General features: G+C 64.2%; 23 protein-coding genes. 6 read left to right on the forward strand and 17 right to left on the reverse strand.

The features are described 5' to 3' along the window. Positions 1 to 66 precede the first annotated feature (66 nt). The 17 genes from accA to rpsB form a co-directional block, all read right to left on the reverse strand. On the reverse strand, positions 67 to 1,017 hold the full coding sequence (gene accA, locus ACFW0H_RS02670; RefSeq protein ID WP_422912351.1) for an acetyl-CoA carboxylase carboxyl transferase subunit alpha: 951 nt from the start codon (positions 1,015 to 1,017) through the stop codon (positions 67 to 69). Positions 1,018 to 1,144: 127 nt separating this feature from the next. Then, entirely contained in the window at positions 1,145 to 4,669 is a 3,525-nt protein-coding gene (gene dnaE, locus ACFW0H_RS02675; protein ID WP_422912352.1) for a DNA polymerase III subunit alpha, read from the reverse strand. A gap of 107 nt (positions 4,670 to 4,776) precedes the next feature. Then, the gene (gene rnhB, locus ACFW0H_RS02680) at positions 4,777 to 5,379 is read right to left on the reverse strand and encodes a ribonuclease HII (protein ID WP_422912353.1); all 603 of its coding nucleotides are present in this window, start codon (positions 5,377 to 5,379) and stop codon (positions 4,777 to 4,779) included. Beyond that, positions 5,379 to 6,512, reverse strand: coding sequence for a lipid-A-disaccharide synthase (gene lpxB / locus ACFW0H_RS02685; RefSeq protein WP_422912354.1), 1,134 nt, complete (start codon positions 6,510 to 6,512; stop codon positions 5,379 to 5,381). Before lpxB ends, rnhB begins: the two co-directional genes overlap by 1 nt. Positions 6,513 to 6,516: 4 nt before the next feature. Then, positions 6,517 to 7,293: an acyl-ACP--UDP-N-acetylglucosamine O-acyltransferase gene (lpxA, locus tag ACFW0H_RS02690; RefSeq protein ID WP_422912355.1), complete on the reverse strand. Its 777-nt coding sequence runs from the start codon at positions 7,291 to 7,293 to the stop codon at positions 6,517 to 6,519. Continuing rightward, positions 7,290 to 7,730, reverse strand: a complete 441-nt coding sequence (gene fabZ, locus ACFW0H_RS02695) for a 3-hydroxyacyl-ACP dehydratase FabZ (protein ID WP_422912356.1) — start codon at positions 7,728 to 7,730, stop codon at positions 7,290 to 7,292. Before fabZ ends, lpxA begins: the two co-directional genes overlap by 4 nt. 48 nt (positions 7,731 to 7,778) lie before the next feature. Beyond that, positions 7,779 to 8,840 (reverse strand): UDP-3-O-(3-hydroxymyristoyl)glucosamine N-acyltransferase, encoded by a 1,062-nt coding sequence (gene lpxD / locus ACFW0H_RS02700; RefSeq protein ID WP_422912357.1) that lies wholly within the window; start codon positions 8,838 to 8,840, stop codon positions 7,779 to 7,781. After that, positions 8,840 to 9,343, reverse strand: coding sequence for an OmpH/Skp family outer membrane protein (locus ACFW0H_RS02705; RefSeq protein WP_422912358.1), 504 nt, complete (start codon positions 9,341 to 9,343; stop codon positions 8,840 to 8,842). The genes lpxD and ACFW0H_RS02705 overlap by 1 nt, the downstream gene beginning before the upstream one ends. A 42-nt stretch (positions 9,344 to 9,385) precedes the next feature. Then, on the reverse strand, positions 9,386 to 11,737 hold the full coding sequence (bamA, locus tag ACFW0H_RS02710; RefSeq protein WP_422912359.1) for an outer membrane protein assembly factor BamA: 2,352 nt from the start codon (positions 11,735 to 11,737) through the stop codon (positions 9,386 to 9,388). A gap of 74 nt (positions 11,738 to 11,811) precedes the next feature. Continuing rightward, on the reverse strand, positions 11,812 to 13,164 hold the full coding sequence (gene rseP / locus ACFW0H_RS02715; RefSeq protein WP_422912360.1) for an RIP metalloprotease RseP: 1,353 nt from the start codon (positions 13,162 to 13,164) through the stop codon (positions 11,812 to 11,814). A gap of 15 nt (positions 13,165 to 13,179) precedes the next feature. Further along, positions 13,180 to 14,370: a 1-deoxy-D-xylulose-5-phosphate reductoisomerase gene (gene ispC, locus ACFW0H_RS02720; RefSeq protein WP_422912361.1), complete on the reverse strand. Its 1,191-nt coding sequence runs from the start codon at positions 14,368 to 14,370 to the stop codon at positions 13,180 to 13,182. Next, complete coding sequence (locus ACFW0H_RS02725; protein ID WP_422912362.1) at positions 14,367 to 15,182, reverse strand: phosphatidate cytidylyltransferase; 816 nt, start codon at positions 15,180 to 15,182, stop codon at positions 14,367 to 14,369. Before ACFW0H_RS02725 ends, ispC begins: the two co-directional genes overlap by 4 nt. Next, complete coding sequence (gene uppS, locus ACFW0H_RS02730) at positions 15,176 to 15,937, reverse strand: polyprenyl diphosphate synthase (protein WP_422912363.1); 762 nt, start codon at positions 15,935 to 15,937, stop codon at positions 15,176 to 15,178. The genes ACFW0H_RS02725 and uppS overlap by 7 nt, the downstream gene beginning before the upstream one ends. A gap of 14 nt (positions 15,938 to 15,951) precedes the next feature. Beyond that, positions 15,952 to 16,509 carry a ribosome recycling factor gene (gene frr / locus ACFW0H_RS02735; protein ID WP_377695411.1) on the reverse strand — a complete coding sequence of 186 codons (558 nt, stop codon included), beginning with the start codon at positions 16,507 to 16,509 and terminating at the stop codon, positions 15,952 to 15,954. Next, on the reverse strand, positions 16,506 to 17,249 hold the full coding sequence (gene pyrH / locus ACFW0H_RS02740; RefSeq protein WP_271408919.1) for a UMP kinase: 744 nt from the start codon (positions 17,247 to 17,249) through the stop codon (positions 16,506 to 16,508). Before pyrH ends, frr begins: the two co-directional genes overlap by 4 nt. Before the next feature lie 201 nt (positions 17,250 to 17,450). Then, positions 17,451 to 18,320 (reverse strand): translation elongation factor Ts, encoded by an 870-nt coding sequence (gene tsf, locus ACFW0H_RS02745; protein WP_422912364.1) that lies wholly within the window; start codon positions 18,318 to 18,320, stop codon positions 17,451 to 17,453. A gap of 126 nt (positions 18,321 to 18,446) precedes the next feature. After that, positions 18,447 to 19,187, reverse strand: coding sequence for a 30S ribosomal protein S2 (gene rpsB, locus ACFW0H_RS02750; protein ID WP_422912365.1), 741 nt, complete (start codon positions 19,185 to 19,187; stop codon positions 18,447 to 18,449). Between the two features lie 264 nt (positions 19,188 to 19,451). Here rpsB and map point away from each other — a divergent pair, with 264 nt between their 5' ends. The 6 genes from map to dapD all read left to right on the forward strand — a co-directional run bounded on the left by map (position 19,452) and on the right by dapD (position 26,296). Next, a complete protein-coding gene (map, locus tag ACFW0H_RS02755) occupies positions 19,452 to 20,234 on the forward strand; it encodes a type I methionyl aminopeptidase (RefSeq protein ID WP_422912366.1) in 783 nt (260 codons plus the stop codon). 29 nt (positions 20,235 to 20,263) lie between these two features. Continuing rightward, on the forward strand, positions 20,264 to 22,966 hold the full coding sequence (locus ACFW0H_RS02760) for a [protein-PII] uridylyltransferase (RefSeq protein ID WP_422912367.1): 2,703 nt from the start codon (positions 20,264 to 20,266) through the stop codon (positions 22,964 to 22,966). Positions 22,967 to 23,042: 76 nt separating this feature from the next. After that, entirely contained in the window at positions 23,043 to 24,239 is a 1,197-nt protein-coding gene (gene dapC, locus ACFW0H_RS02765) for a succinyldiaminopimelate transaminase (RefSeq protein ID WP_422912368.1), read from the forward strand. A gap of 20 nt (positions 24,240 to 24,259) precedes the next feature. Then, positions 24,260 to 24,607, forward strand: coding sequence for an ArsC family reductase (locus ACFW0H_RS02770; RefSeq protein ID WP_422912369.1), 348 nt, complete (start codon positions 24,260 to 24,262; stop codon positions 24,605 to 24,607). A gap of 2 nt (positions 24,608 to 24,609) precedes the next feature. Then, a complete protein-coding gene (locus tag ACFW0H_RS02775; RefSeq protein WP_422912370.1) occupies positions 24,610 to 25,233 on the forward strand; it encodes a LysE family translocator in 624 nt (207 codons plus the stop codon). A gap of 28 nt (positions 25,234 to 25,261) precedes the next feature. Next, complete coding sequence (gene dapD, locus ACFW0H_RS02780) at positions 25,262 to 26,296, forward strand: 2,3,4,5-tetrahydropyridine-2,6-dicarboxylate N-succinyltransferase (protein WP_422912371.1); 1,035 nt, start codon at positions 25,262 to 25,264, stop codon at positions 26,294 to 26,296. Positions 26,297 to 26,349: the final 53 nt, after the last annotated feature.

Consider the following 26,349-nt stretch of genomic DNA (forward strand, 5'->3'; position numbering starts at 1 on the left):
CGGCTCGGAAAACAATCGGGCCCCAAGCATAAAGCCGGGGCCCGATCTTTACAGCCTTGGGTAGGGTCAGGCTACGCCGTAGCTCATCAGGCGCTCGTAACGACGCGCCAGCAGATCGTCATTGCTGAGCTTCTGCAGCGACTTCAGCTGCTCGGAGAGCTCCTTGCGGATGGACTCGGCGGCGGTGGCCGGGTCGCGATGGGCGCCGCCCAGGGGCTCGGCGATCACCTTGTCGACGATACCCAGGCCCTTCAGGCGCTCGGCGGTGATGCCCATGGCCTCGGCCGCGTCCGGCGCCTTCTCGGCGGTTTTCCACAGGATGGAGGCGCAGCCTTCCGGCGAGATCACCGAGTAGGTGGAGTACTGCAGCATGTTCAGGCGGTCGCAGACACCGATGGCCAGCGCACCGCCGGAACCGCCTTCGCCGATCACGGTGGCGATGATCGGGGTCTTCAGGCGTGCCATGACGCGCAGGTTCCAGGCGATGGCCTCGCTCTGGCCACGCTCCTCGGCATCGATGCCCGGGTAGGCACCGGGGGTGTCGATGAAGGTGAGGATCGGCATCTTGAAGCGCTCGGCCATCTCCATCAGGCGGCAGGCCTTGCGGTAGCCTTCGGGGCGCGGCATGCCGAAGTTGCGGCGGACCTTCTCGCGTACCTCGCGGCCCTTCTGGTGGCCGATGACCATGACCGGGGCGTCGTTCAGGCGGGCAACACCGCCGACGATGGCGGCATCGTCAGAGAAATGGCGGTCGCCGTGCAGTTCGTCGAACTCGGTGAAGATGTGCTCGATGTAGTCGAGGGTGTAGGGACGGCGGGGGTGCCGCGCCAGCTGGGCGATCTGCCAGCTGGAGAGGTTGCCGAAGATGCTCTCGGTAAGCGCGCTGCTCTTGTCCTGCAGGCGCGAGATCTCGTCGGTGATGTTCAGGGCGTTGTCGTTACCGACCAGACGCAGCTCCTCGATCTTGGCTTGCAGATCGGCGATGGGCTGTTCGAAATCCAGAAAGTTCGGGTTCATAGGCTTCCGTCGTGCGCTTGGGGCCAGGCGGCTGGTTCCATTTGGCGCCCTACCTTAAGGGATCGGGCGCGTTCGGGTCGAGATCAAATCGAAATCGGGCCGAAGCGGGCGTGTTGCCACGTTCGCATCAGCGGTAGTGCAGAAAGACGTTGTCGCGGCCGAACTGGTCACGCAATGCCTGAATCAATGCATCGGCCGGGGCGATCCGCCAGTCATCGCCGAACTGCAGAACGGCCTTCGCGTCGTGTCCGGCGTAGTCCAGGGTCAGGGGGCAGGAGCCGCGATGGCGGCCGCAGAGGTCGGCCAGCCAGCGCAGGCGATCGCCTTGCAGGGCGCTGAAGTCCACCTTCATGCGCAGGCTTTCCGCGAGGCCCGTACGGGCTTCTTCCAGGCTCAGCACGCGCTTGGCACGCAGGCGCAGGCCGCCGGAGAAATCGTCATGGCTGACCTCACCTTCCACCACCACCAGGGCATCGGTCTGCAACAGCCCGTGTGCGGCATTGAAAGCATCGGCGAAGAGCGAGGCCTCGATACGGCCGGAGCGGTCGTCCAGGGTGATGAAGCCCATCTTGTCGCCCTTCTTGTTCTTCATCACCCGCAGGTTGACGATCAGGCCGGCGATGATCTGGGTATCCCGCGCCGGCTTCAGCTCGACGATGCGCTGGCGGGCGAAGCGGCGAACCTCGCCCTCGTACTCATCGATGGGGTGGCCGGTCAGGTACAGGCCCAGGGTGTCCTTCTCGCCTTTGAGGCGCTCCTTGAGGGACAGCTCCTTGGCGTTGCGGTGGTTGGCGTACATGTCCGCCTCGGGCTCGGCGAACAGCCCGCCGAAGAGGTCCATGTGGCCGCTGTCGTGGCTGCGCGCGGTCTGTTCGGCGGCCTGGATGGCTTCTTCCATTGCGGTCAGCAGCACCGCGCGGTTGCGGTCGATGCCCGCCTGGTAGGCCTTCGGCTCGTTGCTGAAGAAGGGCCCCAGGCGGTCGAGGGCGCCACCGCGGATCAGGGCTTCCAGGGTGCGCTTGTTGATGCGTTTGAGGTCGACCCGGTTGCAGAAGTCGAACAGGTCCTTGAACGGACCGCCTTCGGCGCGGCATTCGGTGATGGCTTCCACCGGGCCTTCGCCCACGCCCTTGATGGCGCCCAAGCCGTAGACGATCTGGCCGTCCTCGTCGACGGTGAAGCGGTACTCGGAGTTATTCACATCGGGGGCGACGATGCGCAGCTTCATGTGCCGGCATTCTTCGATAAGCGTCACCACCTTGTCGGTGTTGTGCATATCCGCCGTAAGTACCGCGGCCATGAAGGGCGCGGGGAAGTGTGCCTTGAGCCAGGCAGTCTGGTAGGACACCCAACCGTAGGCGGCCGAGTGGGATTTGTTGAAGCCGTAGCCGGCGAACTTTTCCACCAGGTCGAAGATGTTGCCCGACAGAGTCGGATCGATGCCGTTGCTGGAGCAGCCCTCGATGAAGCCGCCGCGCTGCTTGGCCATTTCCTCGGGCTTCTTCTTGCCCATGGCGCGGCGCAGCATGTCGGCGCCGCCGAGGGTGTAGCCCGCCATCACCTGGGCGATCTGCATCACCTGTTCCTGGTACAGGATGATGCCGTAGGTGGGCTTGAGCACGGGTTCCAGGCCGGCGTACTGGTAGTCCGGGTGCGGATAGGACAGCTCGGCGCGGCCGTGCTTGCGGTTGATGAAGTCGTCCACCATGCCCGACTGCAGCGGGCCCGGGCGGAACAGCGCCACGAGAGCGATCATGTCTTCCAGGCAGTCGGGCTTGAGCTTCTTGATCAGCTCTTTCATGCCGCGGGATTCGAGCTGGAAGACCGCAGTGGTCTCCGCCTTCTGCAGCATGTCGTAGGTTTTCTTGTCGTCCAGCGGGATGCGGTCGATGTCCACCGGGGGCTTGCCCAGCTTCTCCTGCTCCCGGTTGATCATCTCCATGGCCCACTTGATGATCGTCAGGGTGCGCAGGCCGAGGAAGTCGAACTTCACCAGACCGGCGGCTTCCACGTCGTCCTTGTCGAACTGCGTCACCAGGCCGGCGCCCTCCTCGTCACAGGCGATGGGCGAGAAGTCGGTCAGCTTGGTCGGCGCGATCACCACGCCACCGGCGTGCTTGCCGGTACCGCGGGTGATGCCTTCAAGCTTCAGGGCCATGTCCCAGATTTCCTGGGCTTCCTCGTCGGCCTTGAGGAAGTCGCGCAGCACCTCTTCCTGGTTGTAGGCGGCCTCCAGGGTCATGCCCACTTCGAAGGGGATCATCTTCGACAGGCGATCGGCCAGGCCGTAGGACTTGCCCTGCACCCGCGCCACGTCGCGCACCACCGCCTTGGCTGCCATCGAACCGAAGGTGATGATCTGGCTCACCGCGTTACGGCCGTACTTCTCCGCCACGTAGTCGATCACCCGATCGCGGCCGTCCATGCAGAAGTCGACGTCGAAGTCGGGCATGGAGACCCGCTCTGGGTTGAGGAAGCGCTCGAACAGCAGGTCATAGGCCAGCGGGTCGAGATCGGTGATCTTCAGCACGTAGGCCACCAGGGAGCCGGCACCCGAGCCCCGCCCAGGGCCCACGGGGACGTCGTTGTTCTTCGCCCACTGGATGAAGTCGGCAACGATCAGGAAGTAGCCGGGGAAGCCCATCTGGATGATGGTGCCGAGCTCGAACTCCAGGCGGTCGATGTAGACCTGCCGCTTCGCTTCGTAGTCGGGGGTGGTGTCCTTCGGCAAGAGCACCGCCAGGCGTTCTTCCAGGCCCTCGTAGGAGGCATGGCGCAGGTAGTCGTCGATGCCCATGCCGTTGGGCGTCGGGAAGTCGGGCAGGAAGTGCTTGCCCAGTTGCACCTCGATATTGCAGCGCTTGGCGATCTCGACGGTGTTCTCCAGCGCCTCGGGGATGTCGGCGAACAGCTCAGCCATTTCCTCGGGGGACTTGAGGTATTGCTGGTCGGAGAAATTGCGCGGCCGGCGCGGGTCATCCAGAACACGGCCCTCACCGATGCACACGCGGGTCTCGTGGGCCTCGAAGTCGCCCGGCTTGATGAAGCGCACATCGTTGGTCGCCACCAGCGCCGCGCCACAGCGGTCAGCCAGTGCGACGGCGGCGTGCACATGCTCTTCGTCGTTGACCCGCGCGGTGCGCTGCAGCTCGAGGTAGAAGCGGTCGGGGAATACGGCCTGCCATTCGGCCAACAGGGCTTCGGCGCCAGCCTGGTCGCCATTGAGCAGGGCCATGCCGATTTCCCCTTCCTTGGCGCCGGACAGGGCGATCAGACCTTCGGCGGCGTCCTTCACCCAGTCGCGCTGGATGATCACCAGGCCGTTGCTCTGGCCTTCGGACCAGCCGCGGGAAACCAGTTCGGTCAGGTTGCGATAACCCTTGGCGCTCATGGCCAGCAGGGTCATGCGGGTCAGGGGGCCGTCCTCATCGCGGCTGGCCAGCCAGATGTCGGCGCCGCAGATGGGTTTGATACCGCCGCCCATGGCGGTCTTGTAGAACTTCACCAGGGAGCACATGTTGCTCTGGTCGGTGATCGCCACCGCCGGCATGCCCGCCCCCGCCACGGCCTTGACCAGCGGCTTGACCCGCACCAGGCCGTCGACCAGGGAATACTCGGAGTGCAGACGCAGATGGACGAAGGAAGCGGTCATGGAAGTCCTATGCAAAACGCGAAAACGACAAGGCCCGGATTGTACCGGGCCCTCGGATAAAGCTACAGGCTTGGGGCGAGACGGCGAACGGGAACCGCCGGAGCGCCTCAACGACCGCCTTCGACGAGCTCCCGAACCGGGCCGAAGGAGCGCCGATGGATCGGTGTCGGCCCCAACCGGCGCAGGGCCTCCAGGTGGACGGCAGTGGGATAACCCTTGTGGCCGGCGATGCCATAGCCGGGATAGAGGGCATCGAGCTCGGCCATCTCCCGGTCGCGGCTGACCTTGGCAAGGATGGAGGCCGCGGCGATGGCCGGCACCTGGCTATCGCCCTTGATCACGGGAGCACTTGGCACCTTGAGCTTGGGGCAGCGATTGCCGTCGATCAGGGCCAGTTTCGGCGTGACGCTCAGTCCTTCCACCGCGCGCTGCATGGCCAGCATGGTGGCGTGGAGGATGTTCAATTGGTCGATCTCTTCCACTTCGGCGCGGGCAATGCACCAGGCCAAGGCCTTTTCACGAATCTCGTCGAACAGCGCATCACGCCGCGCTTCGGAGAGCTTCTTCGAATCATTCAGACCAAGGATCGGTCGTGCCGGGTCAAGGATCACCGCAGCGGTGACCACCGGACCGCAAAGGGGCCCGCGGCCGACTTCGTCGACGCCGGCTACCAGTTCTTCCACCAGGCTGAAATCCAGGCCGAGTTGCATCAGGGGGCTCCGATCAGTTGCAGGATGGCGTCAGCTGCCTGGCGCGAGGCGTCCTGGCGCAGGGCGCGATGGATGACGTCGAATCCGTGGGTCTGTACCTCGCCATCGTCCAGCAGTGGCACCACGGCCTGGGCGAGGGCGTCGGCGGTGGCGGCGTCCTGCAGCAACTCGGGCACCAGCAGGCGCTGGGCCAGGAGGTTGGGCAGGGACACGTAGGGGCTCTTCACCAGGCGCCTGAGAATTCGGTAAGTGAGCGGCGCCACCTTGTAGGCCACGACCATGGGGCGCTTGTAGAGCAGCGCTTCCAGCGTGGCGGTGCCGGAGGCGATCAGGACCGCATCGCAGGCGGCGAGCGCCTCGTGGGAACGGCCGTCGAGCAATTTCAGCGACAGATCACGCCCAGCCAGCATCGCCTCGAGCTGCTCGCGCCGCTCTGGGCTCGCGCAAGGCAGGACGAACTGGGTGCCCGGGCGAACCGAACGCATGCGCTCGGCGGCGTCGAGGAACAGGGCGCCGAGCTTGCCGACCTCGCCCCCTCGGCTACCTGGCAGCAGGGCCACCACCGGTGCGCCAGCGGGCAGGTCGAGCGTCGCGCGAGCGGCCAGACGATCGGCCTCGAGCGGGATGGCATCGGCAAGCGGATGGCCGACGAAGCGCACCGCCACGCCATGCTCTTCGTAGAAACGCGCTTCGAAGGGGAAGAGCGTAAGCATCAGGTCGCAGCCTTCACGGATCTTCAGCACGCGCTTCTGCCGCCAGGCCCAGACCGAGGGACTGACGTAATGCACGGTCTTGATTCCGGCGCGGCGCAGCTTGAGCTCTACACCCAGGTTGAAGTCGGGCGCATCGATGCCGATGAAAACGTCGGGACGTTCGTCGATCAGGGTCTGGATCAGCCGCCTGCGCCGACGCAGCAGTTCGGGCAGGCGACCCAGCACTTCCACCAGCCCCATGACCGCCAGGCGCTCCATGGGAAAGTAGGACTCCAGCCCCTCGGCCTGCATACGCGGGCCGCCAACGCCAATGAAGCGGGCATCGGGATGTCGCGCCTTGAGCGCCTGCATCAGGGTGGAACCGAGGATGTCGCCGGACGCCTCGCCGGCGACCAGCGCGATGCGCAAGGGACGATTCATGGGCTCAGCGGGTTATGCCGCGGGTCGAGGACTGGATGGAGTCACGGAACACGGCGACTTCGGGGAACTGCGCGGAGGATTCGGCCAGCTCGGCCAGTGCCTGCTCGACGGTCAGCCCCTGGCGGTACACCATCTTGTAGGCGCGGCGCAGGGCGGCAATGGCATCGGCGCTGAAACCACGGCGACGCATGCCCTCGAAGTTCATGCTGCGGGCCTCGGCTGGATTGCCGAAGACGGTGACATAGGCCGGTACGTCCTTGCCAATGGCGGTGCCCATGCCCGAGAAACTGTGAGCGCCGATACGGCAGAACTGGTGCACCAGGGTGTAGCCGGACAGGATGGCCCAATCGTCCACGTGCACGTGGCCGGCCAGTGCGGTGTTGTTCACCAGGATGCAATGATTGGCGATCACGCTGTCATGACCGATATGCACATAGGCCATCAGAAGGTTGTGGTCGCCAATGGTGGTCTCGGCCCTGTCCTGGACCGTACCGCGGTGGATGGTCACCCCCTCGCGGATCACATTGTGGTCGCCGATCACCAGGCGGGTGGGCTCACCCTTGTACTTCAGGTCAGGCGTGTCCTCGCCTACCGTGGAGAACTGGTAGATGCGGTTGTGCTTGCCGATGCGGGTCGGTCCCTTGACCACCACATGAGATCCGACCACGGTCCCCTCGCCGATTTCCACATCGGGTCCAATGATCGACCAGGGGCCGACCTGAACACCATCCGCCAGCTTGGCCGACGGATCGATAATGGCGCGAGGGTCAATCAAACTCATAGTTTGCGTTCCGCACAGATGATCTCGGCCGAGCAGACTTCCTTGCCATCAACGGTGGCCTGGCAGTCGAACTTCCAGATGCCGCGCTTCACGCTGATGAACTGCGCATCGAGGATCAACTGATCGCCCGGCAGAACCGGCTGGCGGAAGCGCAGTTTGTCGGAACCCACGAAGTAGTAGAGGGTGCCGTCGGCGGGTTTCACGTCGAGCATCTTGAAGCCAAGGATGCCGGCGGCCTGGGCCATGGCTTCGATGATCAGCACGCCCGGCATGATCGGATGCTGGGGGAAATGGCCGTTGAAGAATGGCTCGTTGATGCTGACATTCTTGTAGGCGCGAATGCGCTTGCCTTCAACATCCAGCTCCACCACGCGATCCACCAGGAGGAAAGGGTAGCGGTGCGGCAGATATTCGCGAATCTCGTTGATGTCCATCATGTTCCTGGAGCCTTCTGAAAGGATTGGGGATGCACGGCGCGGCGTGGATCACGCATCTGATGAAGCATCCCCGCCCGGGGTCACTGCCGCCAGGCGTTTTTCCAGTTGCTGCAGACGACGCGCCATGTCGTCCAACTGGCGGATCCGGGCGGCGCTCTTCTTCCAATCCGCGGCGGTCTGCATCGCGGTACCGGAGGAATAGGCGCCCGGCTCAGTGATATTGCGGGTCACCATGGTCATGCCGGTGACGAACACGTTGTCGCACACTTCGATATGGCCAACCATGCCCACGCCGCCGGCGATCATGCAGTTACGGCCAATTTTCGTGCTGCCGGAGATCCCGACGCAGCCAGCCATGGCGGTGTTGTCACCGACCTGCACGTTGTGGGCGATCATGATCTGGTTATCCAGCTTCACGCCATTGCCGATCAGGGTGTCGGACAAGGCGCCGCGGTCGATGGTGGTGTTGGCCCCCACTTCCACATCATCTCCCAGGGTGACACCGCCGATCTGCGCGATTTTCTGCCACACACCCTTCTCATTGGCAAACCCGAAGCCCTCGCCACCGATGACGGCGCCGGACTGGATCACCACCCGCTTGCCGATCTTCACGTCGTGATAAAGGGTCACGCGAGGCGCCAGCCAGCCGCCCTCGCCTATCGAGGTACGGGCACCGACCACGCAATGGGCACCCAGGGTCACGCCGGCGCCGATGCGGGCGCCCGAGTCGATCACCACGTAGGCGCCAACGCTGGCGCTGGGGTCGACCTTGGCGTCGGCGGCGACCACGGCAGTCGGGTGGATACCGGGTTGCGCCTTGGGCTTGGTATCGAACAGATGGGAGAGTTCGGCGTAGGCCAGGTAGGGGTTGGCCACCACCACGGCATCGCCGGCGTAACCTTCGGCATCGGCCGCAGTCAGCAGTACGGCGGCCGCCTTGGTGTCGACGAGGTATTTGCGGTATTGCGGATTGGCCAGGAAGCTGAGTTGGCCGGGACCGGCCTCCTGCAGGGTGGCCAGGCCGCTGATCGCTGTGTCCTCGGAGCCACGCACGGTGGCGCCGAGGCGTTCGGCCAATTGGCCGAGGGTGTAGACCGGGGCCGCCATCATCAGCGCTGCTGGTTCATGCGCTCGATGACCTGGCGGGTGATGTCGTACTGCGGCTTGACGTCGACCACCGCACCACGCTCCAGCACCAGGTCATAGCTGCCTTTCTTCAGGACTTCCTCGACTGCCTTGTCCAGCTTCGGCTTGAGCTGCTTGAGCATATCGCGGTCGGCCACGGCCTTGGCTTCGTTCAGCTCCTTGGACTGGAACTGGAAGTCACGGGCCTTCTGCTTGAATTCGAGCTCCAGGCGCTCACGTTCGGCCTGCTGCATCTTCTCGCCTTCCTTCACCAGACGATCCTGGATGCGCTTGGCGTCGCTTTCCAGGGTCTTCAGCTTGTTCAGCTGGGGACCGAACTTCTTCTCGGCGTCGACGGCGTACTTCTTGGCGGCGTCGGATTCCAGCAGAGCCATCTGGTAGTTCAGTACCGCGATCTTCATTTCGGCAAAGGCCGGAGTTGCCATCATGGCAGCGGCAACCAGAACGAATTGAGTCAACTTACGCACGATGGAACTCCTGCAACAAATACTGTTGTCTTGATGAAACACTTAGAAAGTCTGGCCCAAGGAGAACTGGAACACTTGAGTATCCGCATTGTCCGGCTTCTTGACCGGCATGCCCAGACTGAAGCTCAACGGGCCCAGCGCGGTGATCCAGGTCACGCCCACACCCACGGAGCTGGCCAGATCGCCCGCATTGATGCTGTCGCAGTTGGTCGCGGTGGACGAACAGCTGGTGTCGAACACGTTACCCACATCCCAGAACAGCACGGTACGCAACTGGCGCTGGTCCTTCACGAAGGGTATCGGGAACAGGTACTCGACACCGCCCTGGATCAACACGTTACCACCGAAGGGCAGCGGATCCTGGTCCGGGTCGACGGCAGTACCCGGATTCTTGCCGGTACTCGGCGTACTGCGCGGGCCGAGGCTGCTGTCTTCGAAGCCACGCACCGAGTTGAAACCACCCGCGAAGTAGTGCTCGTAGAACGGCAGCTCGGAGGTGGAACCATAGCTGTCGCCATAACCCAGCTCGGTGTGCCAGCGCAGCGCGGTGTTCTGGGTCAGCGGAGTAAACAGCTGGCCACGGTAGTCGAGCTTGAAGAACGACAGGTCGCTGCCCGGGATGGTGCTTTCCAGCACCAGGCTCTGGGAATGGCCGCGGGTCGCCAGCACGCCCTTGTTCAGGGTCGATTCGGACCAGCCGACGGAACCCTTGAAGTTCAGGTAGCTGTCGCCTTCTTCCTGGAGGAAGTCAAAGATCTCGTCGACGGTGAATACGCCGGTGTTGATCTTGTCCTGCTGTACGGTCAGGCCGTAGGTCAGGCGCGAGGTTTCGCTGATCGGGTAGCCGATGCTGACGCCGGCGCCATAGCTGTCCACCGCATAACTGGACACGTCGGTGTCGAGGTCGTCGTAGTCGGTGCTGCGGTAGAAGGCGTTGTAGCCCAGGCTCACGCCATCCGGAGTCCAGTAGGGGTCGACGAAGCCGAAGTTGTAGCGGGTCTGGTACTCGGAACGGGTCAGGCCGATGCTGACCTTGTTACCGGTACCGAGGAAGTTGTTCTGGCTGATGGAGCCGCCGAGGATCAGGCCGGCGCTCTGGGCGAAGCCGACGCTGGCGGTGATGGAGCCGGAGGGCTGCTCTTCCACGCTGTAGTTGACGTCCACCTGGTCGTCGGTGCCCGGCACCTGCGGGGTTTCGACGTTCACTTCCTTGAAGAAGCCGAGGCGCTCCAGGCGGGTCTTGGACTGGTCGATCAGGTAGGTCGAGGCCCAGCCGCCTTCCATCTGGCGCATTTCGCGACGCAGCACTTCGTCTTCGGTCTTGGTGTTGCCGCGGAAGTTGATGCGGTTCACGTAGGCGCGCTTGCCCGGGTCCACCACGAAGGTGACGGAAACGGTGTTGTCCTCGTCGTGGGCTTCCGGCACGCCGTTGACGTTGGCGAAGGTGTAGCCCTCGTTGCCAAGACGGCGGGTGATCAGCTCGGAGGTGGTGGTCATCACCTTGCGCGAGAAGACCTGGCCCTTCTGCACCAGCAGCAGGGACTTCACTTCTTCCTCGGGCACCTTGAGGTCGCCGGAGAGCTTCACTTCGCGGATGGTGTACTTCTCGCCCTCATCCACGTTCACGGTGATGTAGACGTGCTTCTTGTCCGGCGTGATGGATACCTGGGTGGAGGAGATATCCATGTTGATGTAGCCACGGTCCAGGTAATAGGAGCGCAGGCGTTCCAGGTCACCGGAGAGCTTCTCGCGGGCGTACTTGTCGTCGTTCTTGAAGAAGGACAGCCAGTTGCTGGTCTTCAGCTCGAACAGGTCGATCAGGTCTTCATCGGGGAAGACGGTGTTGCCGACGATGTTGATGTGCTGGATGGCAGCGACCGAGCCTTCATTGATCTTGATCTTCAGCGCCACACGGTTGCGCGGCTGCGGGATCACTTCGGCCTCGATCTCGGCGGAGTAGCGCCCCTGGGCCACGTACTGGCGCTGCAGCTCGTTACGCACGCCTTCAAGGGTGGCGCGCTGGAAGATCTCGCCTTCGGCCAGACCGGACTGCTTGAGGCCCTTGAGCAGGTCTTCGGTGCTGATGGCCTTGTTGCCTTCGATCTCGATACTGGAAATCGACGGGCGCTCGACTACGGTGATAACCAGCACGTTGCCGTCGCGGCCGAGCTGGATGTCCTGGAAGAAACCGGTTTTGAACAGTGCGCGGGTGGCCTCGACCAGGCGGCGGTCATCCGCCGCTTCGCCGACGTTGAGCGGCAGAGCGCCGAACACGCTGCCGGCGGATACCCGTTGCAGGCCGTTGACGCGGATGTCGGAGATGGTGAAGGACTCGGCGTGAACCTCGGCGATCATGAGTGCGGCAAGCACCGCAGGTAGCAGCAGGCGTTTCATGAAGTCCTTTTTTATTCCAACCGGTAATAAAGAATCTGCCGCGCAAGGCGGCAGACTCGGCATTCAGTGACTCGTTACAGACGGCTCAGATCGTTTACCAGGGCGAGCAACATGACCCCCACGACCAGACTGATACCGATCTGCACCCCCCAAGCCTGTACCCGATCCGACAATGGGCGACCCCGCGCCAATTCGATCAGGTAGAACAGCAGGTGCCCCCCATCCAGGACAGGGATTGGCAACAGATTGAGAACCCCCAGGCTTATGCTCAAATAGGCGAGGAAGTTAAGGAAATCCCCCACCCCGGACTGGGCCGAAGCGCCCGCCACTTTAGCAATGGTTATCGGCCCGCTCAAGTTTTTTACCGAGAGCTCACCGAGCACCATTTTCTTTAGGGAATCCAGAGTTAGCAGGCTCATGGACCATGTCCGGGCAACTGCCTCACCCACCGCTGCGACGGGACCGAAGCTGACTTCCCGCAGCATTTCCGCCGGCCATTCGGCGGCCTTGACCCCCGCTCCGAGGTAGCCACTGCGGGCTTCGCCTTCGCCGCGAGCGGCCAGGGTCAGGGAGACCTCACGCACCTGGCCCTCGGACACGACGCTGAGGGTGATGCGTTCGGCCGGGAGCTTGCGTACCCGCTCCACCAACTGCTGCCAGTCGTCCAGGGCCTGGCCGTCGAGCGCCTGCAGGCGGTCGCCGACCTTCAGGCCAGCCGCCTGGGCCGGTCCCTTCGGGTCCAGCTCGGCGATTATCGGTGCAATGGCCGGGCGCCACGGCGTGATGCCGAGAGCGCCAATGGGATCAGGCTCTTCGGCGCCCTTCAGCCAGGCGTTCAGGTGCAGTTCACGAGGCTGCTCGGTACTGCCCCCCTGATCGCGCACCCCGACCAGCAGCGTGCCGCTCTCACCGAGGCGACGCACCAGTTGCAGGTTGACCTGGGACCAGCCGTTGACCGCCTCGCCATCGACCGAAACGATCTCCTGCCCGGACTCCAGGCCCGCGTGAGCGGCGATGCTGTCCGGCGCGACACTGCCGATGACCGGCCGTACCTGCTGGCTGCCCAGCATGGCCAGTACCCAGAAGAAGAACAGGGCCAGAAGAAAGTTGGCGATCGGCCCGGCGGCCACTATGGCGACGCGCTGGCCAACCGGCTTGCGGTTGAAGGATTGCCCGAGCAGCTCTGCCGGGACCTCGGCCTCGCGCTCGTCGAGCATCCTCACGTAGCCGCCAAGGGGAATGGCGGCCACGACGAACTCGGTGCCATGGCGATCATGCCAACGCAGCAGCGGCGTACCGAAGCCCACGGAGAAGCGCAGGACCTTGACCCCACAACGACGAGCCACCCAGAAGTGGCCGAACTCGTGGAAGGTCACCAGCACCCCGAGCGCCACCAGGGTGCCGACAATCATGTAAAGCGCGCTCATCGGTTTCCTCCTGAGCTATCGCCCCTGACGGACCAGCCACTGCTGCGCCGCCGCCCGGGCACGGGCATCGGCATGCAGGACAGCGTCCAGGGATTCGACCGCCGCGGCGGCCTCGCGGTTCAGCACTTCATCGATGATACTCGCGATCTCGGTAAAGCGGATGCGCCTGTCCAGGAAGGCCGCCACCGCCACCTCGTTGGCAGCGTTGAGCATGGCCGGCGCACTACCCCCCTCCTCCGCTGCCAGGCGCGCCAGGCGCAGACAGGGAAAGCGCTCCTCGTCGGGAGCCTGGAAATCCAGGCGCGCCACGGCAAAGAGGTCCAGAGGCGATACACCGGAGTCGATCCGCTCCGGCCAGGCCAGTGCATGTGCGATGGGCGTACGCATGTCGGGATTGCCGAGCTGCGCCAGCACCGATCCATCCACGTAATCCACCAGGGAATGAATCACGCTTTGCGGATGAATCACCACTTCCACCTGGGCGGGCTGCGCATCGAACAGCCAGCAAGCCTCAATCAGCTCCAATCCCTTGTTCATCATGCTCGCCGAGTCCACGGAAATCTTGCGCCCCATGGACCAGTTGGGATGGGCGCAAGCCTGCTCCGGCGAAACATCCGCCAGCCGCTCCAGCGGCATCTCACGGAAGGGACCGCCAGAGGCGGTCAGCAGAATGCGGCGCACACCTACAGGAGCCAGACCCCGAGCGTAATCCTGGGGCAGGCACTGGAAGATCGCGTTGTGTTCGCTGTCGATGGGCAGCAGCACGGCGCCGCTCTTGCGCACCGCCTGCATGAACAGGGCGCCGGACATCACCAGCGCCTCCTTGTTGGCCAGCAACACGCGCTTGCCGGCCTCCACCGCCGCCAGAGTCGGCTTGAGGCCGGCTGCGCCGACGATGGCCGCCATCACCGCATCCACCTGGGGATGCGCAGCGACCTCGCACAAGCCCTGCTCACCCACCAGCACGCGGGTCTGCAGGCCAGCGGAAAGCAGCCCGCCCTGCAGAAGGCGCGCGGACTCGGCATCGGGCACCACGGCGAATTCCGGGCGATGACGCAGGCACAACGCCTCCAGCTCAGCCAGGCGACTGAAGCCGCTGAGGGCGAACGCCTTGTAGCGATCGGGGTGACGGGCAACTACATCCAGGGTACTGAGGCCGATGGAACCGGTGGCCCCCAGCACGGTAATTTGTTGTGGCTGGCTCACAGGGCACCCCAGCCGGCAGCCCAGAGCAGCGCCGCGAACAGCGGGATCGCCGCGGTCAGGCTATCGATACGGTCGAGCACACCGCCATGACCAGGCAGCAGGTTGCTGCTGTCCTTGATACCGGACTGGCGCTTGAACATGCTCTCGGTCAGGTCACCCACCACCGAGACCAGCACCACCAAGGCCGCGCCCGCCAGTGCCAGGAACAGCTCACTGCCCACCCAGCCCCGGTACAGCCCGACGCCCAGGGTGATCAGCAGGCTCGCCAGCAGGCCGCCCACCAGACCTTCCCAACTCTTGCCGGGACTGACTTGCGGCGCCAGCTTGCGCTTGCCGAAAGCCTTGCCCGAGAAATAGGCACCGATATCGGCCGCCCAGACCAGCACCATCACCGCGAGGATCAGCCAGTTGGCCAGCGGCCATTGCTTGAACAGCACCAGGCCCTGCCATGCCGGCAGCAGGATGAGGAGGCCGATGACCAGCTTGCTGGGCGTGCCCCCCCAATAGCGACTGGTCTCGGGGTAACCGAGCACCAGGACCGTCGCAGCCCCCCACCAGAGCACCCCAAGCACCAGCACCAGAGGCGCCAGCGTGGGCACGAGGTAGAGCCCGTAGATCAGCGCCGCCACCAGCAGCCCGTAGGCGATGCGGCTCGGCTGCCCGGAAAGGCCCGCCAAACGGGCCCACTCCCAGCCACCAAGGCTCACCACGGCACCGATGAACAGGGCGAAGGCGCCGCCGTCCAGCAGGAAAAAGCCCGCGAGAGCGATGGGCAGCAACACCAGTGCGGTGATGACGCGTTGTTTCAGCATTTGGCTCGGGCCTCGGCTTCTAGCTGATCACTGGTCTTGCCGAAGCGGCGCTGGCGCTTGGCAAAGTCGGCCAGCGCCTTGCGCATGGCTTCATGCTTGAAGTCAGGCCAGAAGAGATCGGAGAAGTACAGCTCGGCATAGGCCAGCTGCCACAGGAGGAAGTTGCTGATGCGGTGGTCGCCACCGGTACGGATGCACAGGTCGGGCAACGGCAGGTCACCGGTGACCAGGCAGCCCTGCAGCAACTGCGGCGTGATGTCGTCGGCCTGCAGGTGACCGGCCTGCACCTCGCGTGCCAGGCGCTGGGCGGCCTGAGTGATGTCCCACTGGCCACCGTAGTTGGCGGCGACCTGGAGAATGAACTTCTTGTGGCCGACGGTCAGTTGCTCGGCCTCGCGCATCGCGGCCTGCAATTCCGGATGGAAGCGGGAACGGTCACCGATGATGCGCAGGCGGATGTCGTTCTGGTGCAGACGCCGGACCTCGCGACGCAGCGCCGCCAGGAAGAGCTCCATCAACGCACTGACCTCGTCGGCCGGGCGCTGCCAGTTCTCGCTGGAGAAGGCGAACAGGGTGAGCACCTCGACACCGGCGTCGGCGCACACCTCTATCACCGCTCTGACCGCGTCCACGCCGGCCTTGTGGCCGGCGACGCCAGGCAGCAGGCGCTTCTTCGCCCAACGGTTGTTACCGTCCATGATGATCGCCACATGCCGTGGCACCGCAGGGTTGACGCCTTGCTGGGACTTTTCCATGACGTTACCTGAGGTCAGACCGCCATCAGGTCTTTTTCTTTGGTTTCCAGAGCCTTGTCGACTTCACCCACGAACTTGTCGGTCAGCTTCTGGACGTCATCAGCGGCACGACGCTCCTCGTCTTCGCTGATTTCCTTCTCTTTGACCAAGTCCTTCAACTGGGCCAGGGCGTCGCGGCGGATGTTGCGCACGGCGACACGGGCGTTTTCGGCCTCGGCACGCGCCTGCTTGGTGAAGCCCTTGCGGGTTTCCTCGGTCAGGGCGGGCATCGGCACGCGGATGGTGGTGCCGGCGGTGGCCGGGTTCAGGCCCAGGTCGGAGGTCATGATGGCCTTTTCCACAGCCTGGATCATGCTCTTGTCGAACACGGTCAGGGCCAGGGTACGGGAGTCCTCGGCGATGACGTTGGCGACCTGGCGCAGCGGAGTGTCGGCGCCGTAGTAGGACACCATCACGCTGTCCAGGATGCTCGGGTGCGCACGCCCGGTGCGGATCTTGGCGAAAGCATGATCCAGCGATTCCAGGGTTTTCTTCATGCGCTCCTGCGCTTCTTGCTTGATCTCGTTGATCACTGTTCACCCTCCTCGATCAGAGTCCCTTCGGCGCCGCCGACCACAATGTTCAGCAAGGCACCCGGTTTATTCATATTGAAGACCCGCAACGGCATCTTCTGGTCACGGCACAGACAAATGGCCGTGAGGTCCATGACCCCAAGCTTGCGATCCAGCACCTCGTCATAGGTCAGGTGCTCGAACTTCTCGGCGTTTGGATCCTTGAACGGGTCGGCAGTGTACACGCCGTCGACCTTGGTGGCTTTCAGTACCACATCCGCATCCACTTCGATGGCGCGCAGGCAGGCGGCCGAGTCGGTGGTGAAGAAGGGATTGCCGGTACCGGCGGAGAAGATCACCACTTCACCCGAGCTCAGGTGGCGCATGGCCTTGCGGCGGTCGTAGTGGTCGGTCACGCCGACCATGGAAATGGCCGACATCACGATGGCGGGGATGTTGGAGCGCTCCAGCGCGTCGCGCATGGCCAGGGCGTTCATCACGGTGGCAAGCATACCCATGTGGTCGCCGGTCACCCGATCCATGCCGGCGGCGCTCAGTGCCGCGCCGCGGAACAGGTTGCCACCACCGATCACCAGGCCGACCTGGACGCCGATACCGACCAGTTGGCCGATCTCCAGCGCCATGCGATCGAGGACTTTCGGATCGATGCCGAACTCCTCGGAGCCCATCAGGGCCTCACCGCTGAGTTTGAGCAGAATGCGTTTGTAGCGAGGTTGGCGGCCACTCACCTGCTGAGCCATTGCGTATCTCTCCTGCGGCGCTATTCGAATTCGTGGGCCTTGCAGCCCGATGTACTGGCCAGTCCTGAGACTGCGCAAACGGCAGTTGGTGCCCGGCTGCCGGGCCTGCCGCGGAAACCGCCCCGAATCGGTTCCCCAGTTTGACGAAGAGGCCGCGCGCGTGAGCGGGCAGCCTCTTACGGGGCGACAGCCGAGGCCGTCTTACTGCTTGGTAGCAGCGACTTGGGCAGCTACTTCGGCAGCGAAGTCCACTTCGGCCTTCTCGATGCCTTCGCCTACTTCGTAACGAACGAAGGAAACGATTTCGGCGCCGGCTTTCTTGGCCAGGTCACCGACCTTGACTTCCGGATCCTTGACGAAGGACTGCTCGACCAGGCTGGCTTCGGCGAGGAACTTGGCGATACGGCCCTTGACCATGTTCTCGACGATGTTTTCCGGCTTGCCGGCGATCTTGTCGGCGTTCAGGGCCAGGAAGATTTCCTTTTCCTTGGCGATGGCTTCTTCGGAAACCTGGGAAGCGTTCAGGAACTGCGGGTTGCTGGCAGCCACGTGCATGGCGATGTCCTTGGCCAGTTCCGGGTTACCGCCCTTCAGGTTCACCACGACGCCGATACGGTGGCCGTGCAGGTAAGCGCCGACCACGTCACCTTCAACGCGGGTCAGACGGCGGATGTTGACGTTCTCGCCAGTCTTGGCAACCAGCGCCAGGCGGGCTTCTTCGCGGGATTCGACCAGCGGAGCGGCGTCGGTCAGCTTTTCGTTGAAAGCCTGTTCCAGGGAAGCGGCGACGAAGCCCTTGAAGTCGTCCTGCAGGGCCAGGAAGTCGGTCTGGGAGTTGACTTCGATAATGACGGCAACCTTGTTGTCGTCGGCAACCTTGACAGCGACGGCACCTTCGGCGGCGATGTTGCCGGCCTTCTTGGCAGCCTTGATGGCACCAGCGGCACGCATGTCGTCGATGGCCTTCTCGATGTCGCCGTCGGCGGCGGTCAGGGCCTTCTTGCAATCCATCATGCCGAGGCCGGTACGCTCGCGCAGTTCTTTAACCAGGGCTGCAGTAATCTCTGCCATGTCGCAATCCTCTTGAATAGGTTTTCAACCATTCAGCCCGGTGATCCGGGCATTCACAATTCGAAGGTGGCAAAAAGGGGGCCTAGCCCCCTTCTTGCGCACCGGGTAACGCTAGATGGCTGTAACTCAGCCTTCTGCGGCCTCGGAAGCAGCTTCTTCGACGAACTCGTCAGGGCCACCAACGGCATTCTGACGGCCGCGGATTACAGCATCAGCAACGCTGGCCAGGTACAGCTGAACGGCGCGGATGGCGTCGTCGTTACCCGGGATGACGTAGTCAACGCCTTCAGGGCTGCTGTTGGTATCGACAACGCCGATGACCGGGATGCCCAGCTTGTTGGCTTCGCTGATGGCGATGCGCTCGTGGTCAACGTCGATCACGAACAGAGCGTCCGGCAGGCCGCCCATGTCCTTGATGCCGCCCAGGCTGCGCTCGAGCTTCTCGAGGTCGCGGGAGCGCATCAGGGCTTCTTTCTTGGTCAGCTTGGCGAAAGTGCCGTCCTGGGACTGGGTTTCCAGCTCGCGCAGGCGCTTGATGGACTGACGGATGGTCTTGTAGTTGGTCAGCATGCCGCCCAGCCAGCGGTGATCGACGTACGGGGAGCCGCAACGAGCAGCTTCTTCGCGAACGATCTTGCCAGCGGAACGCTTGGTGCCTACGAACAGGACCTTGTTCTTGCCTGCAGCCAGTTTCTCAACGAAGGACAGGGCCTCGTTGAACATCGGCAGGGTCTTTTCCAGGTTGATGATGTGGATCTTGTTACGCGCGCCGAAAATGTACTTGCCCATTTTCGGGTTCCAGTAACGGGTCTGGTGGCCGAAGTGCACACCGGCCTTCAGCATATCGCGCATGTTGACTTGGGACATTTCTATTCCTCGATAAGTCGGGTTAGGCCTCCACGCATCCCAATATCCAACCCTTGCGGGCACCCAGGATATCGTGTCGATACGTGTGTGGGTTTGGGCTTTACGGACACAGGTCCGGAAAGCGGCGCGTTTTATAGCACAAAAAGGAAACCCAAGCTACTGCAACGACGCTCCCGGAAACAGGCCCGCCCCTGCTTGCCGCTTATGGCTTGCGGCTTGAAGCTGTTAATATCAGGCCTTTTCCGTTTGCGCCCGAGACCCTATATGACCGTCACCATCAAGACGCCCGCAGAAATCGAGAAAATGCGCGTTGCCGGCCGCCTGGCCGCCGAAGTGCTGGAGATGATCGGCGAGCATGTCAAACCCGGCGTGACCACGGAGGAACTGGACCGCATCTGCCACGACTACATCGTCAACGTGCAGCAGGCCATTCCCGCGCCACTCAACTACAAGGGCTTCCCCAAGTCCATCTGCACCTCGATCAACCACGTGGTGTGCCACGGCATTCCCAACGAGAAGCCGCTGAAGGATGGCGACATCCTCAACATCGACGTGACCGTGATCAAGGACGGCTACCACGGCGACACCAGCAAGATGTTCGCCGTGGGCAAGATCCCGGAATGGGCCGACAAGCTCTGCCGCGTGACCCAGGAATGCATGTACAAGGGCATCCAGCTGGTACGCCCGGGTGCGCGCCTGGGCGACATCGGCGAAGTGATCCAGAAGCACGCCGAGAAGCTGGGCTATTCGGTGGTCCGCGAATACTGCGGCCACGGCATCGGCGCCGTGTTCCACGAAGAGCCGCAGGTCCTGCACTACGGCCGTGCCGGCACTGGCATGGAGCTCAAGGAAGGCATGACCTTCACCATCGAGCCGATGATCAACCAGGGCCGCCCGGAAACCCGCCTGCTCGGCGACGGCTGGACCGCCATCACCAAGGACCGCAAGCTCTCCGCCCAGTGGGAACACACGGTGCTGGTGACGGCCGACGGCTACGAGATCTTCACCCTGCGCAGCGACGACACCCTGCCGCGCACCTCGTCCTGATCACAGACCCATATAAGGAAAGGCGCCCCATGCCGCAGGTGGATCCCGAGTTGTTCGACCGCGGGCAGTTCCAGGCGGAACTGGCCTTGAAGTCCAGCCCCATCGCTGCCTTCAAGAAAGCCATTCGCCGGGCCCGCGACGTGCTCGACAACCGTTTCGCCAACGGCCGCGACATCCGTCGCCTGGTAGAAGACCGCGCCTGGTTCGTCGACCAGGTCCTGCGGGCGGCCTGGGAGCGCTTCGGCTGGAGCGAGGACGCCGACATCGCCCTGTTGGCGGTGGGCGGCTACGGGCGGGGCGAACTGCACCCCTACTCCGATATCGACCTGCTGATCCTGTTGGACAGCGCCGATCACGAAGTCTTCCGCGAGCCCATAGAAGGCTTCCTCACCCTGCTCTGGGACATCGGGCTGGAAGTCGGCCAGAGCGTTCGCTCGGTGGCAGAATGCGCCGAGGAGGCCCGCGCCGACCTGACGGTGATCACCAACCTGATGGAAAGCCGCACCATCGCCGGCCCCGAGCACCTGCGCCAGCGCATGCTGGAGGTCACCAGCCCCGAGCTGATGTGGCCGAGCAAGCAGTTCTTCCTCGCCAAGCGCCAGGAGCAGAAGGCTCGCCACGCCAAGTACAACGACACCGAGTACAACCTGGAACCCAATGTGAAGGGTTCCCCCGGCGGCCTGCGCGATATCCAGACCGTTCTCTGGGTCGCCCGCCGCCAGTTCGGCAGCCTCAATCTGCACGGCCTGGTGCAGCAGGGTTTCCTGGTGGAAAGCGAGTGCAGCATGCTGGCCTCCAGCCAGGAGTTCCTCTGGAAGGTGCGCTACGCCCTGCACATGCTCGCCGGCCGCGCCGAAGACCGCCTGCTGTTCGACCACCAGCGCAAGATCGCCGCCCTCCTCGGCTTCGAGGACGGCGACGGCAAGCTCGGCATCGAGCGCTTCATGCAGAAGTATTACCGGGTGGTGATGGGCGTTTCCGAGCTCAGCGACCTGATCAACCAGCATTTCGAGGAAGTCATCCTGCGCGCCGGCGAAACCGGCCAGGCGCAGCCGCTGAACAGCCGCTTCCAGCTGCGCGACGGCTATATCGAGGTGACCCACCCGAACGTCTTCAAGCGCACCCCCTTCGCCATGCTGGAAATCTTCGTGCTGATGGCCCAGCACCCGGAGATCAAGGGCGTGCGCGCCGACACCATCCGCCTGCTGCGCGACAGCCGCCATCTGATCGACGACGATTTCCGCAAGGACATTCGCAATACCAGCCTGTTCATCGAGCTGTTCAAGTCGAGCCAGGGCATCCATCGCAACCTGCGGCGGATGAACCGCTACGGCATCCTCGGCCTCTACCTGCCGGAGTTCGGCCAGATCATCGGGCAGATGCAGCACGACCTGTTCCACATCTATACGGTGGACGCCCACACCCTCAACCTGATCAAGCACCTGCGCAAGCTGAAATGGCCGGAACTGGCGGAGAAATTCCCCCTGGCCAGCAAGCTCATCGACAAGCTGCCCAAGCCTGAGTTGATCTACATCGCCGGCCTCTATCACGACATTGGCAAGGGCCGCGGTGGCGACCACTCCGAGCTGGGCGCGGTGGATGCCGAGGTCTTCTGCGCCCGTCACCAACTGCCGGTGTGGGACTCGCGCCTGGTGGCCTGGCTGGTGCAGCACCACTTGGTGATGTCCACCACTGCCCAGCGCAAGGACCTCTCGGACCCGCAGGTGATCTATGACTTCGCCCGCCTGGTGGGCGACCAGACCCGGCTGGACTACCTCTACGTGCTCACCGTGGCCGACATCAACGCCACCAACCCGAGCCTGTGGAACTCCTGGCGCGCCAGCCTGCTACGCCAGCTCTACACCGAGACCAAGCGCGCCCTGCGCCGGGGCCTGGAAAACCCGCTGGACCGCGAGGAACAGATTCGCCAGACCCAGTCCGCCGCCATCGATATCCTGGTGCGCAACGGCATCGACCAGGACGAGGCCGAGCAGCTCTGGTCGCAGCTGGGCGACGACTACTTCCTGCGCCACACCGCCAGCGACGTGGCCTGGCACACCGAAGCCATCCTCCAGCACCCGGCCGGCAACGACCCCCTGGTGCTGATCAAGGAAACCGCCCAGCGCGAGTTCGAAGGCGCCACCCAGATCTTCATCTACGCGCCGGACCAGCACGATTTCTTCGCCGTGACCGTGGCCGCGATGTCCCAGCTCAACCTGAACATCCACGATGCGCGGATCATCACTTCCACCAGCCAGTTCACCCTCGACACCTACATCGTGCTCGATGCCGACGGCGGGCGGATCGGCGAGAACCCCGCGCGCATCCGCGAGATCCGCGAAGGCCTGATCGACGCCCTGAAGAACCCGGACGAGTACCCGGCCATCATCCAGCGCCGCGTCCCGCGCCAACTCAAGCACTTCGCCTTCCCGCCGCAGGTGACCATCTCCAACGATGCCCAGCGCCCGGTGACCATCCTCGAGCTGATCGCCCCTGACCGCCCCGGCCTGCTGGCGCGCATCGGGCGCATCTTCCTGGAGTTCGACCTGTCGCTGCAGAATGCCAAGATCGCCACCCTGGGCGAGCGCGTGGAAGACGTGTTCTTCGTCACCGACGCCAACAACCAGCCGCTTTCCGACCCCGAGTTCTGCCAGCGCCTGCAGGAGGCCATCGTCTCCCAGCTGTCCCAGGCCAACGGACAAAGCCCGGACCCGACACGGATACGCATCTGAACCCGTAGGGTGCAGTAAGGCCGCAGGCCGGATTGCACCGTTCCACCCACGACCTCCCTGTTGACGCCCTACAGCCATGAACGAAGCCCTGAACCACCTGCAGCCCTACCCCTTCGAGAAGCTCCGCGCCCTGCTGGCTGGCGCCCAGCCGCCCGCGGACAAGAAAGCCATCGCCCTGTCCATCGGCGAGCCCAAGCACCGCTCTCCGGCCTTCGTCGCCGAGGCCCTGTCGGCCAGTCTCGACCAACTGGCGGTCTACCCCACCACCCTGGGCATCCCGGCCCTGCGCGAAGCCATCGCGCAGTGGTGCGAGCGCCGCTTCAAGGTGCCGGCCGGCTGGCTCGACGCCGCCCGCCATGTGCTGCCGGTGAATGGCACCCGCGAGGCGCTGTTCGCCTTCACCCAGGCAGTGGTCAACCGTGCCGACAACGGGCTGGTGGTCAGCCCGAACCCCTTCTATCAGATCTACGAAGGCGCGGCCCTGCTGGCCGGCGCCCAGCCCCACTACCTGCCGTGCCTGGCGGAGAACGGCTTCAATCCCGACTTCGACGCCGTGCCGGCCGACGTCTGGCAGCGTTGCCAGGTCCTCTTCCTCTGCTCCCCGGGCAACCCCACCGGCGCGCTGATCCCGCTGGAGACCCTGAAGAAGCTGATTGCCCTGGCCGACGAGCACGACTTCGTGATCGCCGCCGACGAGTGCTACAGCGAGCTGTACTTCGACGAGCAGAACCCGCCGGCCGGCCTGCTCACCGCCTGCGCCGAACTGGGCCGCTCCGATTTCAAGCGCTGCGTGGTCTTCCACAGCCTGTCCAAGCGCTCCAACCTGCCGGGCCTGCGCTCCGGCTTCGTCGCCGGCGATGCCAGCATCCTCAAGTCGTTCCTGCTGTACCGCACCTACCACGGCTGCGCCATGCCGGTGCAGACCCAGCTGGCCAGCGTCGCCGCCTGGAACGACGAGGTGCACGTGCGCGCGAACCGCGCCCTGTACCGCGAGAAGTTCGACGCCCTTCTGGATATCCTCGGCCCGGTGCTGGACGTACAACGCCCTGACGGCGGTTTCTACCTCTGGCCGAAGACCCCGGTAGATGACGAGACCTTCACCCGTGAGCTGTTCGCCCGCGAGCACGTCACCGTGGTGCCGGGCTCCTACCTGTCGCGCGCCGTCGACGGCTTCAATCCCGGCGCCGGCCGCGTGCGCATGGCCCTGGTGGCCCCGCTGGCCGAGTGCGTCGAGGCCGGCGAGCGTATCCGCGACTTCATCAAGGGCCTGTGAGTCTCAAAGGAAAAGCGACGATGAGCATCACCCTCTACGGCATCAAGGCCTGTGACACCATGAAGAAGGCTCGTACCTGGCTCGAGGAGCAGGGCGTGGCCTACAGCTTCCATGACTACAAGGCCTCGGCCATCGACCGCGCCAGCCTGGAGAAATGGTGCGCCGAGCACGGCTGGGAAACCGTCCTGAACCGCGCCGGCACCACCTTCCGCAAACTGGACGACGCACAAAAAGCCGACCTGGACCAGGACAAGGCCATCGCCCTGATGCTGGCCCAGCCCTCGATGATCAAGCGACCCGTGCTGGACCTCGGCGGCCGCACCCTGGTCGGCTTCAAGCCGGACCTCTACGCCGCGGCGTTCAAGTAACCATGGACATCGCCTGGGCGCTCTTCATCCCGGCCTGCTTCGCGCTGAACATGGCGCCGGGGCCGAACAACCTGCTCTCGCTGCATAACGCGGCGCGCCAGGGTGTGCGCAACGCCTGCCTGGCCGGCGCCGGCCGGCTGCTGGCCTTCGCCGGGATGATCGCGCTGGCCGCCTCCGGGCTGGCCCTGGTCCTGCAGGCTTCGGCCACGCTGTTCCTGGCCATCAAGTTGCTGGGCGCCGGCTACCTGTTCTGGCTGGCCTTCCAGCTCTGGCGCGCGCCGAGCAGCGCTTTCGCCGAACAAGGTGAAGGTGTACGGCTATCGCTGTGGAAGCTGTCGCGCCAGGAATTCTGGGTGGCCGCCGGCAATCCCAAGGCGATCCTGATCTTCACCGCCTTCCTGCCACAGTTCGTCAACCCGCAGCAGGCGGTAGGCCAGCAGTTCCTGGCCCTCGGTATCGCCTTCCTGGTCCTGGAATGGCTGGCCATCCTGCTTTACGCCCTGGCCGGCCTGCACCTCGGCCGTCTGCTCGCCGGCCCTCGCGCCCGGCGCCTGTTCAACCGTGGCTGTGCCGCCCTGCTGGGCAGCGCAGGGCTGGGCCTGCTGCTCAGCCGCCGCCCCACCTGATCAACCCCCTTCAGAAAGAGGAATCCCCATGTCCAACGCTCTCTTCAGCATCGCCTTCGGCGTCGGTACCCAGAACCGCCAGGGCAACTGGCTGGAAGTCTTCTACGCCCAACCCCTGCTCAAGCCCTCCGAGCAACTGGTGGCTGCCGTCGCCCCGGTGGTCGGCTACAGCGCCGGCAACCAGGCCGTCGCCATCAGCAATGCCCAGGCCGCCCAACTGGCCGTCGCCCTGAAGGACATCGATGCCGCCCAGGCCGCCCTGCTGACCCGCCTGGCCGAGAGCCACAAGCCCCTGGTGGTCACCCTGCTGGCCGAAGACGCCGCCCTGACCTCCACCCCCGAGGCGTACCTCAAGCTGCACCTGTTGTCCCACCGCCTGGCCAAGCCCCACGGCCTGAACCTCACCGGCATTTTCCCGCTGCTGCCGAACGTGGCCTGGACCAGCCAGGGCGCCATCGACCTGGCCGAACTGGCCGAGCGCCAGCTGGAAGCCCGCCTGAAGGGCGAGCTGCTGGAAGTCTTCTCCGTGGACAAGTTCCCGAAGATGACCGACTACGTGGTACCGGCCGGCGTACGTATCGCCGATACCGCCCGCGTGCGCCTGGGCGCCTATGTGGGTGAAGGCACCACCGTGATGCACGAAGGCTTCATCAACTTCAACGGCGGCACCGAAGGCCCGGGCATGATCGAAGGCCGTGTTTCCGCCGGCGTCTTCGTCCGCAAGGGCTCGGACCTGGGCGGCGGCTGCTCCACCATGGGCACCCTGTCCGGCGGCGGCAACATCGTCATCTCCGTGGGTGAAGGCTGCCTGATCGGCGCCAACGCCGGCATCGGCATCCCGCTGGGCGACCGCAACATCGTCGAAGCCGGCCTCTACATCACCGCGGGCACCAAGGTGGCCCTGCTGGACGACAAGAACCAGTTGGTGAAAGTGGTCAAGGCCCGCGACCTGGCCGGCCAGCCGGATCTGCTGTTCCGCCGCAATTCGCAGAACGGCGCAGTGGAGTGCAAGACCAACAAGACCGCGATCGAGCTGAATGAAGCCCTGCACGCGCACAACTGATAGGAGCAGCCGCAAGCTGCAAGCCTCAAGCTGCAAGAGAAGCCGCTTGAAAC

The organism is Metapseudomonas cellulosilytica (assembly GCF_049334135.1).
Lineage (GTDB): Bacteria > Pseudomonadota > Gammaproteobacteria > Pseudomonadales > Pseudomonadaceae > Metapseudomonas.

Coding starts and splice junctions, on each gene's coding strand:
- accA (WP_422912351.1), bottom strand. CDS start 1,017: ATGAACCCGAACTTTCTGGATTTCGAACAGCCCATCGCCGATCTGCAA.
- dnaE (WP_422912352.1), bottom strand. CDS start 4,669: ATGACCGCTTCCTTCGTCCATCTGCGTCTGCACTCCGAGTATTCCCTG.
- rnhB (WP_422912353.1), bottom strand. CDS start 5,379: ATGCAACTCGGCCTGGATTTCAGCCTGGTGGAAGAACTGGTAGCCGGC.
- lpxB (WP_422912354.1), bottom strand. CDS start 6,512: ATGAATCGTCCCTTGCGCATCGCGCTGGTCGCCGGCGAGGCGTCCGGC.
- lpxA (WP_422912355.1), bottom strand. CDS start 7,293: ATGAGTTTGATTGACCCTCGCGCCATTATCGATCCGTCGGCCAAGCTG.
- fabZ (WP_422912356.1), bottom strand. CDS start 7,730: ATGATGGACATCAACGAGATTCGCGAATATCTGCCGCACCGCTACCCT.
- lpxD (WP_422912357.1), bottom strand. CDS start 8,840: ATGATGGCGGCCCCGGTCTACACCCTCGGCCAATTGGCCGAACGCCTC.
- bamA (WP_422912359.1), bottom strand. CDS start 11,737: ATGAAACGCCTGCTGCTACCTGCGGTGCTTGCCGCACTCATGATCGCC.
- rseP (WP_422912360.1), bottom strand. CDS start 13,164: ATGAGCGCGCTTTACATGATTGTCGGCACCCTGGTGGCGCTCGGGGTG.
- ACFW0H_RS02725 (WP_422912362.1), bottom strand. CDS start 15,182: ATGCTGAAACAACGCGTCATCACCGCACTGGTGTTGCTGCCCATCGCT.
- uppS (WP_422912363.1), bottom strand. CDS start 15,937: ATGGAAAAGTCCCAGCAAGGCGTCAACCCTGCGGTGCCACGGCATGTG.
- pyrH (WP_271408919.1), bottom strand. CDS start 17,249: ATGGCTCAGCAGGTGAGTGGCCGCCAACCTCGCTACAAACGCATTCTG.
- tsf (WP_422912364.1), bottom strand. CDS start 18,320: ATGGCAGAGATTACTGCAGCCCTGGTTAAAGAACTGCGCGAGCGTACC.
- rpsB (WP_422912365.1), bottom strand. CDS start 19,187: ATGTCCCAAGTCAACATGCGCGATATGCTGAAGGCCGGTGTGCACTTC.
- map (WP_422912366.1), top strand. CDS start 19,452: ATGACCGTCACCATCAAGACGCCCGCAGAAATCGAGAAAATGCGCGTT.
- ACFW0H_RS02760 (WP_422912367.1), top strand. CDS start 20,264: ATGCCGCAGGTGGATCCCGAGTTGTTCGACCGCGGGCAGTTCCAGGCG.
- dapC (WP_422912368.1), top strand. CDS start 23,043: ATGAACGAAGCCCTGAACCACCTGCAGCCCTACCCCTTCGAGAAGCTC.
- ACFW0H_RS02770 (WP_422912369.1), top strand. CDS start 24,260: ATGAGCATCACCCTCTACGGCATCAAGGCCTGTGACACCATGAAGAAG.
- ACFW0H_RS02775 (WP_422912370.1), top strand. CDS start 24,610: ATGGACATCGCCTGGGCGCTCTTCATCCCGGCCTGCTTCGCGCTGAAC.
- dapD (WP_422912371.1), top strand. CDS start 25,262: ATGTCCAACGCTCTCTTCAGCATCGCCTTCGGCGTCGGTACCCAGAAC.